This is a genomic window from Nocardioides sp. YIM B13467 (genome assembly GCF_042788075.1).
GTDB lineage: Bacteria > Actinomycetota > Actinomycetes > Propionibacteriales > Nocardioidaceae > Nocardioides.
Map to the genome: position 1 here is coordinate 553,230 of NZ_JBHZPJ010000046.1, position 14,093 is coordinate 567,322.

General features: G+C 67.8%; 14 protein-coding genes, 1 tRNA gene and 1 pseudogene. 6 read left to right on the forward strand and 10 right to left on the reverse strand.

All coding sequences use genetic code 11. The annotated features are described in order from the left end of the window. From ACFX43_RS09890 to dcd, 6 genes are all read right to left on the reverse strand, one after another. Positions 1–831 carry an ABC transporter ATP-binding protein gene (locus tag ACFX43_RS09890; protein ID WP_378820066.1) on the reverse strand — a complete coding sequence of 277 codons (831 nt, stop codon included), beginning with the start codon at positions 829–831 and terminating at the stop codon, positions 1–3. Position 832: 1 nt separating this feature from the next. Further along, positions 833–1,861: a FecCD family ABC transporter permease gene (locus ACFX43_RS09895; RefSeq protein WP_378820067.1), complete on the reverse strand. Its 1,029-nt coding sequence runs from the start codon at positions 1,859–1,861 to the stop codon at positions 833–835. A gap of 22 nt (positions 1,862–1,883) precedes the next feature. Continuing rightward, on the reverse strand, positions 1,884–2,915 hold the full coding sequence (locus ACFX43_RS09900; protein ID WP_378820070.1) for a FecCD family ABC transporter permease: 1,032 nt from the start codon (positions 2,913–2,915) through the stop codon (positions 1,884–1,886). Continuing rightward, a complete protein-coding gene (locus ACFX43_RS09905) occupies positions 2,912–3,943 on the reverse strand; it encodes an iron-siderophore ABC transporter substrate-binding protein (RefSeq protein ID WP_378820072.1) in 1,032 nt (343 codons plus the stop codon). The genes ACFX43_RS09900 and ACFX43_RS09905 overlap by 4 nt, the downstream gene beginning before the upstream one ends. A 106-nt stretch (positions 3,944–4,049) precedes the next feature. After that, positions 4,050–4,652, reverse strand: coding sequence for a DNA-3-methyladenine glycosylase I (locus ACFX43_RS09910; protein ID WP_378820075.1), 603 nt, complete (start codon positions 4,650–4,652; stop codon positions 4,050–4,052). A 55-nt stretch (positions 4,653–4,707) separates the two neighbouring features. Further along, complete coding sequence (gene dcd / locus ACFX43_RS09915; RefSeq protein ID WP_141794788.1) at positions 4,708–5,283, reverse strand: dCTP deaminase; 576 nt, start codon at positions 5,281–5,283, stop codon at positions 4,708–4,710. 130 nt (positions 5,284–5,413) lie between these two features. Here dcd and ACFX43_RS09920 point away from each other — a divergent pair, with 130 nt between their 5' ends. Together ACFX43_RS09920 and ACFX43_RS09925 are read left to right on the forward strand one after the other, a co-directional pair. Further along, positions 5,414–6,196, forward strand: coding sequence for an SGNH/GDSL hydrolase family protein (locus ACFX43_RS09920; RefSeq protein ID WP_378820078.1), 783 nt, complete (start codon positions 5,414–5,416; stop codon positions 6,194–6,196). Positions 6,197–6,246: 50 nt separating this feature from the next. Next, positions 6,247–6,322 (forward strand) — tRNA-Gly (locus ACFX43_RS09925). A gap of 14 nt (positions 6,323–6,336) precedes the next feature. Here the strand turns inward: ACFX43_RS09925 and ACFX43_RS09930 are convergent. Next, positions 6,337–6,825: a tyrosine-type recombinase/integrase gene (locus ACFX43_RS09930; protein WP_378820080.1), complete on the reverse strand. Its 489-nt coding sequence runs from the start codon at positions 6,823–6,825 to the stop codon at positions 6,337–6,339. A gap of 217 nt (positions 6,826–7,042) precedes the next feature. Here ACFX43_RS09930 and ACFX43_RS09935 point away from each other — a divergent pair, with 217 nt between their 5' ends. The 3 genes from ACFX43_RS09935 to ACFX43_RS09945 all read left to right on the forward strand — a co-directional run bounded on the left by ACFX43_RS09935 (position 7,043) and on the right by ACFX43_RS09945 (position 10,012). Next, positions 7,043–7,417: a hypothetical protein gene (locus ACFX43_RS09935; protein ID WP_378820083.1), complete on the forward strand. Its 375-nt coding sequence runs from the start codon at positions 7,043–7,045 to the stop codon at positions 7,415–7,417. A 550-nt stretch (positions 7,418–7,967) separates the two neighbouring features. Beyond that, positions 7,968–9,344 (forward strand): adenylosuccinate lyase family protein, encoded by a 1,377-nt coding sequence (locus tag ACFX43_RS09940; RefSeq protein ID WP_378820085.1) that lies wholly within the window; start codon positions 7,968–7,970, stop codon positions 9,342–9,344. A 35-nt stretch (positions 9,345–9,379) separates the two neighbouring features. After that, positions 9,380–10,012 carry a DUF2461 domain-containing protein gene (locus ACFX43_RS09945; RefSeq protein WP_378820088.1) on the forward strand — a complete coding sequence of 211 codons (633 nt, stop codon included), beginning with the start codon at positions 9,380–9,382 and terminating at the stop codon, positions 10,010–10,012. Between the two features lie 96 nt (positions 10,013–10,108). On the opposite strand, the gene ACFX43_RS09950 is transcribed toward ACFX43_RS09945, so the two are convergent. Further along, positions 10,109–10,561, reverse strand: coding sequence for a nuclear transport factor 2 family protein (locus tag ACFX43_RS09950; protein ID WP_378820090.1), 453 nt, complete (start codon positions 10,559–10,561; stop codon positions 10,109–10,111). Between the two features lie 199 nt (positions 10,562–10,760). On the opposite strand from ACFX43_RS09950, the gene ACFX43_RS09955 reads away from it, so the two are divergent. Beyond that, positions 10,761–12,614, forward strand: coding sequence for an acyl-CoA dehydrogenase (locus ACFX43_RS09955; protein WP_378820093.1), 1,854 nt, complete (start codon positions 10,761–10,763; stop codon positions 12,612–12,614). Between the two features lie 71 nt (positions 12,615–12,685). Here ACFX43_RS09955 and ACFX43_RS09960 read toward each other — a convergent pair. Together ACFX43_RS09960 and ACFX43_RS09965 are read right to left on the reverse strand one after the other, a co-directional pair. Beyond that, positions 12,686–12,949: pseudogene (locus ACFX43_RS09960) on the reverse strand (DUF4193 domain-containing protein); the annotation flags it as partial. Positions 12,950–13,214: 265 nt separating this feature from the next. Then, complete coding sequence (locus ACFX43_RS09965; protein ID WP_378820096.1) at positions 13,215–14,090, reverse strand: inositol monophosphatase family protein; 876 nt, start codon at positions 14,088–14,090, stop codon at positions 13,215–13,217. Between the last annotated feature and the right edge of the window lie 3 nt (positions 14,091–14,093).

Below are 14,093 nucleotides of genomic sequence, written 5' to 3' on the forward strand. Positions count from 1 at the left end.
TCAGGCTCCTTGTGCGTGGGGGTGAGCTGTGGGTCGATGGTGACGGCCGATGGGGATGACCATCGGTGTGCCCGAGACGGGGTCGACGATGACCTGGGACTCCAGGCCGAAGACCTGCTCGACGCGGTCGGCGGTGACCACCTCGGCGGGCGTGCCGGTGGCGGCGACCTTTCCGCCGCTCATCGCGATCAGGTGGTCGGCGTAGCGGGCGGCCAGGTTGAGGTCGTGGAGCACCATCACGACGGTGGTGCCTCGCGACGAGCGCAGCCCGTGGAGCAGGTCGAGGAGGTCGATCTGATGGGCGACGTCGAGGAATGTGGTCGGTTCGTCGAGGAGCAGCAGGTCGGTCTGCTGGGCGAGCGCCATCGCCACCCAGACCCGCTGCCGCTGGCCACCGGAGAGCTCGTCGACGATCCGGTCGGCGAGGTCGAGCGTGTTGGTCAGCTCGAGCGCCTCGGCGACAGCCGCGTCGTCCTCGGGCGACCAGCGCTGCAGCGCGCCCCGGTGGGGCTGGCGACCGCGGCCGACCAGGTCGACGACGGTGATCCCCTCGGGTGCGATCGGCGACTGCGGCATCAGGCCGAGCGTCTTGGCCACCGCGCGGGTGGGCTGCTTGTGGACCGCCTTGCCGTCTAGGACCACCTGCCCGGAGATGGGCCGGAGCAGCCGTGCCATCCCGCGCAGCAGGGTCGACTTCCCGCAGCCGTTGGCGCCGACGATCACGGTGGTCAGGCCGTCAGGGATCTCCAGGGAGACCTCGTCGACGATGGGATCAGCGCCGTAGCCGAGGCTCACACTCTCCGCCGCGAGCCTCATCTTGGCCTCTTTCATGTCATCGCCTTCCAGCCCGCCCGCTGGCGAGCAACCACAACAGGAACGGCGCCCCGAACGCACCGGTGACGACACCGACCGGGAGGTTGGTGCCGGGGAATCCATAGGCCGCGACGTAGTCGGCCCCGACCATCACGACAGCGCCGACCAGCGCGGCACCGAGGATCGTCGTACGCCCGCCGTTGAGGACCCGGGCGATCGGCCCGGCGACGAAGGCGACGAACGCGACCGGGCCGGTCGCGGCGACCGCCAGCGCACACAGCAGCACGGCGAGCAGGAGCAGCAGGTCGGCGTAGCGGTGGGTGACACCGAGCGCGTTGGCGACGTCCGGACCGAGCTCGAGCACCCGCTGCGACTTCACCGTCCAGGCGACCAGCGGGAGCAGGATGACCAGGGCGACGAGCAGGATCCGGATCGTCGGCCAGGAGGCCGAGTTGAGGCTGCCGGTCACCCAGCGCAGCGCGAGCTGGGCGTCGTACTCGTTGGCGCGGGTGAAGAGGTACTGGATCACGGCGACCAGACCGGCGGCGGCTGTGACGCCGACGAGCACCAGCCGGTAGCCACCGTCGCTGCCGGCCACCAGCCGGATCGCAACGGCGGTGAGGACCGCACCGATGATCCCGGCGACCGAGAGCGCCGAGCCGTTCAGCGAGAGGACCACGATCGCGAAGACCGCCGACGCGCTCGCCCCGAGCGAGATGCCGAGCATGTCGGGGCTGGCGAGCGGGTTGCGCAGGGTCGACTGGAAGATCGCGCCGGCGGTGCCGAAGGCGACTCCGGCCAGCACGCCCAGGACCGCCCGCGGCAGCTTCGACTCCATCAGGATGAAGGTCGCGCCAGGGATCTCCTCGCCGCCGAGGATCCGGAAGAAGTCCGGCAGCGTGATGATGTAGTCGCCGGCGAGCACCCGGAGCGCGAACAGCCCGAACAGGGCCGCGCCCAGGCCACCGGCCACCAGGACGAGCCGCCGCTGCGGGATGCGCCGGGCGCTGCGTACGACTGCGGTGGGGTTGATCGACTGAACGCTCATCTGTTCACTCGCTGACGCTCGCTCATAGTCCGGCCATCCGTCCGCGGCGCAGGAAGAAGACGAAGACGGGTACGCCGACGACGGCCGCCATCACACCGACCTGGATCTCCGAGGGCGGCCAGATGACCCGGCCGACCACGTCCGCCAGGAGGGTGAGGGCGGCGCCGAAGCCCGCCGAGAGGGGGAGCACGCGGGTGTAGGCGGAGCCGACCATGACCCGGACCATGTGGGGGACGATCAGGCCGACGAAGCCGATCGGCCCGCACAGTGCGGTGGCGGTGCCGGTGAGGAGCACGACGCCGAGGCCGATGACGGCGCGGTCGATGCCGGTGCGCCGTCCGAGCCCGCGCGCGAGGTCGTCGCCGAGGGCGAGCGTGTCGAGGGTGCGGGCTCCACCCAGGGTCAGCAGTGCGCCGACGGCCAGGAAGGGCAGCCCGGTCAGGACGATGTCCCAGCCACGGCCGCCGATGGTGCCGACCTGCCACAGCCGGATCACGTCGAAGGTGGCCTTGTCGGTGAGCAGGACGGCGGTGGTCCACGAGGTGACCCCGGCGGCGAGCGCGGCACCGGCGAGGACGAGCTTGGCCGGGGTCGCACCACCGGAGCCGAAGGAGGCGACCGTGTGCACGAGAATCGCGGCGGCCGCGGCGCCGGCGAAGCCGAACCAGAGGTAGGCGTTGAGCGAGCCGATGCCGAAGACCGAGACCGCCAGCACCATCGCGAACGTGGCCCCGGAGTTGAGTCCGAGGAGCCCCGGGTCGGCCAGCGGGTTGCGGGTCAGACCCTGCAGACAGGCACCGGAGAGCGCCAGCGCGGCTCCGACCAACAGCCCGAGGACCGTACGCGGCATCCGGGTCTCCAGGATGCCCTGGCCGACGGTGCCCTCACGCCACAGATCCAGCGGGGAGACGAGCTTGGCGCCGATCAGCATCGAGGCGACGACGGCGACCAGGAGGACGCCGGCGAGCAGGATCACGACCCGCAGCATCGACGACCGGCCCCGGCCGCGCGGATCCGCGGCCGGGGCTCGGTTGAGCGTCGTCGCGAGGGTCACTGACCCTCGAGTGCCTTGACGATGCCCGGGACGAACTCATCGATGGCGTAGGGCACCGACAGCGGCGTCGGGGTGCCTGCGGCGAGCGAGGCGACGTTGTCGGTCGAGGCCCACATGTGACCGGCCTTGATCGCGGGGATCTGGCCAACCAGCTTGTCCTTGGCGTACGTCTCGGCGTCCGCGTCCTCCACCGCATAGGTGAACAGGAAGTCGGACTCGAGCTCGCTGGCCTTCTCCGCGGAGACCTGGGCGAAGAACTCGCCCTTCTTGGTGTTCTCCTCGACGACCGGCGCGTTCTTCATGCCCAGGTCGGAGAGGAAGTCCGGGCGGGCGTCCTCGGTCGTGTAGAACGGGATCTGGGAGAGGTCGGCGGTCGACAGCGCGGCCCAGATGAAGGTCTTGCCCTGGATCTCAGGGGTGTCCTTCTTGGCGTCCTCGTAGAGCTTCTGGGTGTCGGCCTCGACCTCGTCGGCCAGCTCGTTGCGGCCGGTGGCCTTGCCGACCATGTCGAGGGAGTCCTCCCACGCGGTGGCCCAGGGCTGGTCCGGGTAGGCGACGACCGGCGCGATCTCGGAGAGCTTCTTGTACTCCTCCTCGGTGATACCCGAGTAGGTCGCCAGGATCAGGTCGGGGGTCTGCTTGGCGACCTCGTCGACCGGGATGGCATCGGTCTGGTCGAGGATCGCCGGCATGTCGGCGTCGAGCTCCTCGAGCTTCTCGTCGAACCAAGGCGTGGTGCCGTCCTCGTCGCCGCCCCAGGTGACCTTGGGGATGCTGACGGGCACGACGCCCAGGGAGAGGAGCATGTCGGCGTCGTTGACACCTACGACGGAGATGCGCTTCGGCTCCTCCTCGATCTTGGTCTCACCGAAGGCGTGCTCGATGGTCACCGGGAAGGCACCCGAGTCGGCCTTCGAGGTCGACTCCTGGCCCGAGTCGGCGGATTCGGTGGAGCCCGTGCTGCAGGCAGCCAGGCCGGAGACAGCAAGCGCGGTGCTCACTGCGATGAGTACGGGACGACGGATCACGTGGGGAACCACCTCGGGTTAGGCAATGCTTAGTTAGGACAGCCTAAACACATTCTGGTTTCCACGAGATATCGGCCCCCAGGGTTTGGGACGACACAGCGGACGGTCAGGGCCTGACGAACGCCGCCCGTTCGGCCTCGACTCGATCCCGGATCACACAGTCGAGCGAGTGGTCGTTGATGATCCCCATCGACTGCATGAACGCGTACATCGTCGTCGGCCCGACGAACTTCCAGCCTCGCTTCTTGAGGTCCTTGGAGAGGCTGATCGAGGCGGCAGAAGTGGCCACAACCTCCGGGACCTCGAGCGGCTCGGGCTCGAACCCCCAGACGTACGCAGCCAGCGACCCGCGCTCCTCGACGAGCTCGACCGCGCGGCGGGCGTTGTTGATCGCCGCCTCGATCTTGCCGCGGTGGCGGATGATCCTCGCGTCCTGCAGGAGGCGCTCGACGTCGCCCTCGTCGAACTCGGCCACCAAGTGGTAGTCGAAGCCGGCGAAGACCTCGCGGAACGCGGGCCGCTTGTTGAGGATCGTGCGCCACGACAGCCCGCTCTGGAACCCCTCCAGGCAGATCTTCTCGAAGAGCCGAACGTCACCGCCGGCCGGAAAACCCCACTCGGTGTCGTGGTAGTCCAGGAACTCCGGCGCCCCTCCGGCCCACGCGCAACGCGTCTGACCGTCGGCGGCCAGGAATGGTGCTTCACTCACCCACCCGACCCTAGCCGCGACCACCGACAGCCCTCAGGATTCGTCCGCCGGCCGCTCAGATCTTGGTGCGGTGGAAGCTCTGGAAGCTGCGCGAGGCGGTCGGGCCGCGCTGGCCCTGGTAGCGGCTCCCGTACTTCTCGCTGCCGTAGGGGTTCTGGGCGGGCGAGGTGAGCCTGAAGAAGCAGTACTGACCGATCTTCATCCCCGGGTAGAGCTTGATCGGCAGCGTCGCGACGTTGGCCAGCTCGAGCGTCACGTGGCCGGAGAAACCCGGGTCGACGAAGCCGGCGGTGGCGTGGGTGAGTAGGCCGAGACGCCCCAGCGACGACTTCCCCTCGACCCGCGCGGCGATGTCGTCGGGCAGGCTGACGGTCTCGTAGGTCGACCCGAGCACGAACTCGCCCGGGTGCAGGATGAACGGCTCATCCCCCTCGGTCTCGATCTGCCGAGTGAGCTCGGACTGGTCCACGGCCGGATCGATCGTGGCGTACTTGTGGTTGTCGAAGACTCGGAAGAACCGGTCCAGACGTACGTCGACGGACGACGGCTGCAGCATCGACTCGTCCCAGGGGTCGATGACGATCCTTCCGTCGTGGATCTCGGTCAGGATGTCCTTGTCGCTGAGCAGCACGAGCCAAACCTAACGCAGCCGGGCGCGACGTACCCCTCCTGCGGCGTCTCGGGAATCTCCCCTGCCTCATCCGTCACAGATTCCGCGGCAGAGTCGTACGTCCCGGGGTAAACCCGATTGAATCGGGGCCATGGCACTGGATGCGCTGATCCCCGGCGGCTACCGCCGGTACGTCGCGCTGGGCGACTCCTTCACCGAGGGCGTCGGTGACGCCGACGCACGTCGCCCGAACGGCGTGCGCGGCTGGGCCGATCGGGTCGCCGAGGTGATGGCCGAGCGGACCCCCGAGTTCAGCTACGCCAACCTCGCCGTCCGCGGGCGCGGGATCGACCGGATCGTCAAGGAGCAGGTCGCGCCGGCGATCGCGCTCGAGCCGGACGTGGTGACGATCTATGGCGGGTCGGTCGACCTGATGTGGCCGCACGTCGACATCGACGCCCTGCTCGCGACCTACGAGTCCGCGATCGGCGAGCTGGTCGAGACCGGCGCGAAGGTGGTGGTCTTCACCGCCTATGGCGCACGGGCGTCCACCGTCGGGCGACTGCTCCGCGGGCGCTTCGCGGTCTACAACGAGGCTGTCCGCGAGATCGCGCAGCGGCGCGGCGCGACGCTGGTCGACTTCTGGCGGATGACCGAGTACGACGACGCCGGCTACTGGGACGGCCACGGTTTCCTGGGCGCCCCCGGCCACCAGCTGATGGCGATCAAGGTCCTCGACACCCTCGGCGTACGTCACCACCTCCCCACCCCGAAACCGCTGGTCGTCATCGAGGAACCGAGCATCGGCGGGCCCATCCGCGAGGTCCGGCGGCTGGCCGCCCGCGCGCTCCCCTGGGCCGTACGCCGCATGCTCCGCGGCCCTGCGGGCGACGGGCTCTCGGCCCGCTATCCCCAGATGACCCGACTTTCCTGAACCGGTTTCACACCTGGCTGGGTGTGTGGGGTAACATCCTGGTCGCACCTGCGGACGTAGCTCAGTTGGTAGAGCGCAACCTTCCCAAGGTTGATGTCGCGAGTTCGAATCTCGTCGTCCGCTCCACGTTCCATAGCAGGTCAGCCCGCACTTTCGTCGTCATCGTCGTCAGTGCGGGTTTCTGTTTGGGCCTCAGATGCCCCCAGGATGCCCCCGACCCTCTTGGCTGAGTCCCAGAGGTTGTTGTCGATGAGGTGGCCGTAGAGGTCCATCGTCATCGCTGCGGAGGCGTGCCCCAAGATCCTCTGAACCACCTTCGGGTCAGCGCCAGCACCGAGCCAGAGGGAGGCGCAGGTGTGGCGGAGGTCGTGCACGCGGAGCGTCGGCCGGTCGATCTTCTTGATAGCCGCCGACCAGCCGACCGAGCGCTTCCAGTTCGGCTCACTCAGCGGCCCACCCTTCGGGGCTTGGAAGATCCAGTCACCGGACTTCTTGCCCTCACACCACTTGTCGATGATCGGCACCAACTCGGCCACGAGGGGCACCAGGCGGCCAGCGCCCTTGCCTCCCAGATTCCTGGCCGCGTCAATACACAGACGCCGTGGCCTGGTCCACTTCCACGCGCTCATCCGGCTCGACGGCCCGGACGGTCCCGGGCCGGCCGCGAGCGCGGCCTCCGGGGGCGTGCGGCCTGGCGGCCGGTCCCCCTACGCGCCGCGCAAATGAAGAAGAGCGCCCAGTCCGTAGACCAAGCGCTCACTCTCCAAGTCGCCACAGAGCCAACCCGCTACCCGATCGGACAGCCGTTCAGCCGATCCGAGATCTCCGCCGTGCGATCATCGTTCCGTGGCCACTGCGTCCCTCGAACCACTCGCCGACTATCGCGCCGCCCTCGTCGAGATGGACGGCCTTCGACTGGCCGACGACCGACGAGGGAAACGATGGAACCGCTGCGTCCACCGCGTGCAACGAGCACAGCTCCAACTCCGCCAAACAGCAGAAGGCCAAGCCGCAATCGCCGCACTGATCGACGATCCGGTCCCCACCGTCGCGCACTGGGCCGCCTCACACGCACTCTTTTGGGATGAGGACCGGGCACGCACCCACCTCGAGCGTGTGGCAGCGAGCAACGAGACAGGGAGTTTTGACGCCCGCATGACTCTCCAAGAGTTCGATGCCGGCCGACTGCGCCACGACTGGCAGCCACCCAAGCACGGATAGCAACAGGTCCGATCTCGGTGCGCCGGGACGACTGGTTGGACCTAGAAGCCACGCAACTTCTTCCGCCGATGACGAGGGCGGGGGCAGCCGTAGCGGCGTACGCTCTCCAGCCCTCGACGAGTCGAACCGCGGTAGCGCTTTGTACGTCAGGGGCAAGCCCCCGAACCCCCGCCAAGGGGGCCAGGTGCCGGAATGGGTGACGCTCCGCCCCCGCGATACGGACACTCGCACGTGCCCCCAGGATGCCCCCGATACGCTTGACCAGGCCCATCATTGCCATGAAGAACCAGCACCAAGCCCCGGTCCACGTAAGCGCGAGCAAGCGGGGGTGGGATTGGGTAATCTGATTCCCAAGGTTGATGTCGCGAGTTCGAATCTCGTCGTCCGCTCCATAGATTCGGGCCGTGCCGTGTGGCACGGCCTGTTTCAGTTCACTTGCACGATCCAAGTGACGCAGCACACGATTGCGGGCGTTTACGGCTTGCTTCCATTAAGATTGGGTTTCTGTTTTCCAATCATTGTGTGAACGACACGTAAAGGATCACTCGACATGCCCGCGGGCTCGAGCAGCCGATTCACCGACGGACGAGTCCCCGACCACGGCATCGGAGATCTCTTCACCTACGAGGCGCGCCTCCAGGCACGACTCGACGTCGAAGCGGCCCTGGCCGAGGCCGAGGCGGCCGTGAAGGTGATCCCCGCGGAGGCCGGCGAGGCGATCGCCGAGGCCGCCGATCTGGACAAGCTCGACATGGACCGGATCGAGAAGGCCACCGCCGAGCACAGCCACCCGCTGACGCCGCTGGTCGAGGAGCTCTGCCGGGTCGTCGGCGCGAAGCACGGTGGCTGGGTCCACTGGGGCGCCACCACACAGAACATCACCCAGACCGCCGACCTGATCCTGCTGCGCCAGGCGCACGACAAGATCCTCGACCTGCTCGGTGATCTGCTGCGCTCTCTGTCGAAGGTCGCCGAGGCCGGCGCCGACGTGCCGATGCCGGGGCGCACCCACTCCCAGCACGCGGTCCCGATCACCTTCGGCTTCAAGGTCGCCATCTGGATCGACGAGATCGCCGCCCACGTCGACCGGCTCCGCTCGGTCGAGGACCGCGTCTTCCGGCTGCTCATGGGCGGCGCCGCCGGCACCATGGCCTCCTTCGGCTCCCATGCCCGCGCCATCGAGACCGAGACGGCTTCCCGGCTCGACATGGGCTCGATGCCGGTCCCCTCGCGCGCGATCAACGACGGCATGGTCGAGTGGGTCTCGATCCTGGGGATGCTCGGTGGCACCGCCGGCAAGATCGGCAAGGACGTCTACTCGATGATGCAGCCCGAGTTCGGGGAGGCCTTCGAGCCGATCCCCGAGGGCACCATCGGCTCCTCGACGATGCCCCACAAGCGCAACCCGCAGCTCACCCTCGACGTCATCACCGCCGCCACCCAGCTGCGCGGGCTCGTCGCCCCGGCGATGGAGTCGATGCTCCACGACCACGAGGCCAACGGCGCGATGACCGGCATCCTCGAGGACGCGGTCGCCCAGGCCTCTCGCCTGGCCGGTGACGTACTCGCAAGGCTCGTGGTCATCTTCACCGGCCTGACCTTCGACGAGGACCGGATGCGCGCCAACCTGGCTCTCTCCGGCGGCCTGATCGGCTCCGAGTCGCTGATGCTCGAGCTCGGCGAGCGCATCGGGCGCCAGGTCGCCCACGACGTCGTCTTCGAGCTGGCCCAGCGCTCCGCGGTCGACGACATCGACTTCGCCTCGCTCCTCGCCGATTCGCCCGAGGTCTCGGAGCACTTCACCCGCAGCGAGATCGCCGACCTGCTCGACCCGTGCCGCCACCTCGGCGAGTCCGCCAACATCGCCCGCTCGATGGCCGAGCACGCCCGCCGGGTCGCGGACACCATCCAGATCCCCGCCGTCTGAGGCTGGCGTTGCACGGACGTCGATAGGCTGCGTACGTGTCTTTCGAAGGTTTCCCCGTTGCAGCGCTCGACTTCTACGAGGACCTCGAGGTCGACAACACCAAGTCCTTCTGGGAGGCCCACAAGCACGTATACAAGGAGTCGGTCCACGCGCCGATGAAGGCGCTCACCGACGAGCTCGCCGAGGAGTTCGGCAGCGCCAAGATCTTCCGGCCCTACCGCGACGTACGTTTCTCGAAGGACAAGCTCCCCTACAAGACCCACCAGGGTGCCTTCGTGGCGGTGGCGCCGCAGACCGGCTACTACGTCGAGGTCTCGCCGCGCGGCATCCGCACCGGTGGTGGCTGTTACTGGTTCGAGCCGCCCCGGCTGGCGGCCTTCCGCGACGCCATCGTCCACGACCACTACGGCGCCGACCTGGAGAAGCGCCTCGCGGTCGCGGAGAAGAAGGGCTACGAGGTCACCGGTGACCGCCTCAAGACCGCCCCGCGCGGCATCGACAAGGACCACCCCAAGATCGAGCTCCTCCGCCACAAGTCGATCCACCTCGGCCGCACCATCGGCTTCGAGCCGATCATCCACACCCCCGACCTCGTCGGCGAGGTGAAGAAGGACTGGCGAGCCGTACGTCCTCTGGTCGAGTGGATCGCCGAGCACGCGGTGGCCTGAGGGCGGGGCACTTTCCCGCCATGGCGCCGTTGTGCGACCAGGAGAGCGCTATCCGGTGCGCATTTTCCCGCCATGGCGGGAAAATGCCGCGACCGATCAGGGTGAGGTGAAGCTCGCCATGGTGCGCTCGGGCTCCCAGAAGGCCTTCATGGAGGCGATGCGGCCCTCGTCGTTGACCGTGTAGACCATGATCAGCTCGGTGGTGGTGTAGCTGCCGTCGGGGAACGACGTCTTGATCTTGCCGATGTTGGCGCAGGTGTTGCCCTCGGGGTTGGCGAAGGAGTCGTTGATCTCGAACTCGAACCTGTGGACCGACGCGATCGCCTTCTCCCAGAACGCCTTGAGCCCCTCGTGTCCGTGGTGGCCCTTGCCCTCGGGATCGAACATCGACGGCCCTACCGGATCCTCGAGCACGCAGTCCTCGGCGTAGATCGTCAGCCACTCGTCGAGGTCGCCCTTGGCGACGGCGGCATAGGAGCGCTGGCCCGCCGTACGTGCGGGGTGTTCGTCGTCGGGGGCGTTCCAGGTGATGGCGTCGGAGGAGATCATGCGGCAGATCGTACGCCGAAACTGAAACGTGTTCTACCGGCCGAGCGCTAGCAAATGTGAGCAAGACCCCTACTCGTGAGTAGACCCGGGCTTGCCACCCCTTAACCACATGCCTATTCTTGATGTTACCCGCCAGTAGTGCGTGCCGACCGGCGCTCCCGCAACTGGTACATCCGACAAAGGTTATGAAGGTGGATCAGTGAGCCACTACAAGAGCAATCTCCGCGACATCGAGTTCAACCTGTTCGAGGTCTTCGGCACCGACAAGGTCCTCGGCACCGGTCCCTTCGCGGACCTGGACGTCGACACCGCGAAGGAGATCCTCGCCGAGGTCGAGCGTCTCTCGCGCGAGGACCTCGCCGAGTCGTTCGTCGAGGCCGACCGCAACCCGCCGGTCTTCGACCCCAAGACCAACACCGCGCCGGTCCCGGCCGCGTTCAAGAAGTCGTACGACGCGTGGATGGAGTCGGGCTTCTGGAGCCTGCACACTCCCGAGGAGATCGGCGGCCAGGTGGCCCCGAACTCGCTGGTCTGGGCGACCGCCGAGATGCTGCTGGGCGCCAACCCGGCGATCTGGATGTACGCCGCCGGCCCGTTCTTCTCGAAGGTCGTCTACGAGAACGGCAACGACCGCGACAAGCAGATCGCCAAGATCATGGTCGAGCGCCTCTGGGGCTCCACGATGGTGCTGACCGAGCCCGACGCGGGCTCCGACGTCGGCGCCGGCAAGACCTTCGCCACCCCCAACGAGGACGGCTCCTGGAACATCACCGGCGTCAAGCGCTTCATCACCAGCGCCGAGTCGGACCTGCAGGAGAACATCATGCACCTCGTCCTCGCTCGCCCGAAGGGCGTCGAGGGCGTCGGCGGCCCGGGCACCAAGGGCCTCTCCCTCTTCCTCGTACCGAAGTACCACTTCGACCACGAGACCGGTGAGCTCACCGGCGAGCGCAACGGTGCGTACGTCACCAACGTCGAGCACAAGATGGGCATCAAGGTGTCCAACACCTGCGAGCTCACCTTCGGCGACCCGCAGGTCGGCGGCGGCGAGGCCGCCAAGGGCTGGCTGCTCGGCGAGGTGCACGACGGCATCCGCCAGATGTTCGACGTCATCGAGAACGCTCGCATGATGGTCGGCACCAAGGCGATCGCGACCCTCTCGACCGGCTACCTGAACGCTCTCGAGTACGCCAAGACCCGCGTCCAGGGCGCCGACCTCGTCGCCGCCGGCAAGACGGACCCGCGCGTCACGATCACCCACCACCCCGACGTGCGCCGCTCGCTGCTGGTGCAGAAGTCGTTCGCCGAGGGCATGCGCGCGCTGGTCTACTACACGACCTCGTGGCAGGAGAAGGTCGTCCTCACCGAGGACGGCTCCGACGAGAACAAGCTGGCCGCCGCGGTCAACGACCTGCTGCTGCCGATCGTCAAGGGCTACGGCTCCGAGCGCGCCTGGGTGCTGCTCGGCACCGAGTCGCTGCAGACCTTCGGTGGGTCGGGCTTCCTCCAGGAGTACCCGATCGAGCAGTACGTCCGCGACGCCAAGATCGACTCGATCTACGAGGGCACCACCGCGATCCAGGGCCAGGACTTCTTCTTCCGCAAGATCGTGAAGAACCAGGGCGCCGCGCTCGGCCAGATCGCCGGCGAGATCCAGGCCTTCCTCGACGCCGAGGGCTCCGCCGAGCTCAAGGAGTCGCGTGCCCTGCTCGGGACCGCTCTCGAGGACGTCAACGCGATCGTCGGGCACATGTTCAACGACCTGATGGCCTCCCAGGAGGAGATCACCAACATCTACAAGGTCGCCCAGAACACCTCGCGCCTGCTGCTCGCCGTCGGCGACGTCGTGGTCGCGTGGCTGCTGCTGCGCCAGGCCGAGATCGCCCTCGCCGCCCTCGCCGGTGACGCCGGCAAGGACACGGACTTCTACACCGGCAAGGTCGCCGCCGCGAAGTTCTTCGCCTCCTACAACCTGCCCAAGCTGACCGCTGAGCGGGCGATCGCCGAGGCGATCGACAACTCGATCATGGATCTGCCCGAGTCGGCTTTCTGATCAGGTTCTGACTGGCACGTACGAAGCGGCCCGCCCGGTGAACCGGGCGGGCCGCTTCGTCGTCTNATCTTCTTCTCGTCAGCCAGCTGGCTGCGGTGGTGGACCAGGAAGCAGCTCATACAGGTGAACTCGTCCTCCTGCTTCGGCTTGACCTCGACCGCGAGCTCCTCGTGGCTGAGGTCGGCTCCCGGGAGCTCGAACGACTCGGCCGCCTCGGCCTCGTCCTCGTCAACCTTGCCCGAGTTCTTGTCGTGACGACGAGCCTTGAGCTCTTCGATGCTCTCCTCGGACTGGTCCTCTTCATTTTTACGCGGTGCGTCGTAGTCCGTCGCCATATGCGCCACTCCCCTTCTCACTCATCTTCAGTCCCCCCGCGCGCCCCCGAGGGCAGCGGCACGGCCCGTGATTGTGCACCATCAATGCGGATTTCGCACACTCAACCGGATCCGCGTCGCCGAAACGTTCTGTCATCTGGCGGTATTCCCTATCACGGGGATAGATGAGCAGTGAGTTTCGGGTGGGTGAACGCGGCTGTACCGACGGGGCTCCGGGACCTTCCCGGCCGCCGGCCGGTCATAGATCTACATCAACCAGCGGCTTTCAGTCGGGTACGACACCCGGGAGCGAGTCAACTGGCAGAAAACCGGCCTGAACAGCCGCTTTCCGTAGTTCATCGTAGCCGTGGGCTGGTGCGACGATCACGAACCGGCGACCGCCGATGCCGGTCGTCGCCTCCCATCGAGCACCGGCGGCCTCTGCCACCAGGCCGGCCGCGGCATGGTCCCACAGGTGCAGCCCCTCCTCGAGGTAGCCGTCGAGGGTCCCCTCGGCCACCCCGCAGATGTCCAGGGCCGCCGATCCGATGCGACGAACGTCACGTACGACCGGCAGCAGCCGGACCAGTGCTTCTGCCTGAACCCGGCGGAGCTCGGCGTCGTAGGAGAACCCGGTGGCGATCAGCCGCTGCCCGAGCTCGGCGGGCTGACGTACGCGAATGGGCTCGCCGTCCTTGACCGCGGCGACCGATCCGTCGGGCTGCCGGAAGGCGGCGTAGAGAGTGCCGCGGGGCACGTCCACGACCGCTCCCGCGACGACCTCGCCGGCGTACTCGGCCGCGATCGAGACCGCGTAGCTCGGCAGACCGTAGAGGAAGTTGACGGTGCCGTCGATCGGGTCGACGATCCAGCGTACGCCGCTGGTGCCCATCGTCTCCTCGCCCTCCTCGCCGAAGAAGGCGTCCTCCGGACGCTCCTGGGAGATCAGCCGCCGGATCAGCGCCTCGGTGTCCCGGTCGGCCTCGGTGACCACATCGGTCGCGGTCGACTTCGTGGCCGCCACCTCGACCACGCCGGCGGCCCGCTCGCGAACGAGATCGGCGGCCGCGCGGGCGGTCGCCACCGCGAGCGCGAGCAGGTCTCCGGCCTTAGGAATTGGGCGCTGCGGTGCGGGCTGAGCCGACGCTGGATGCTCTGTCATGGG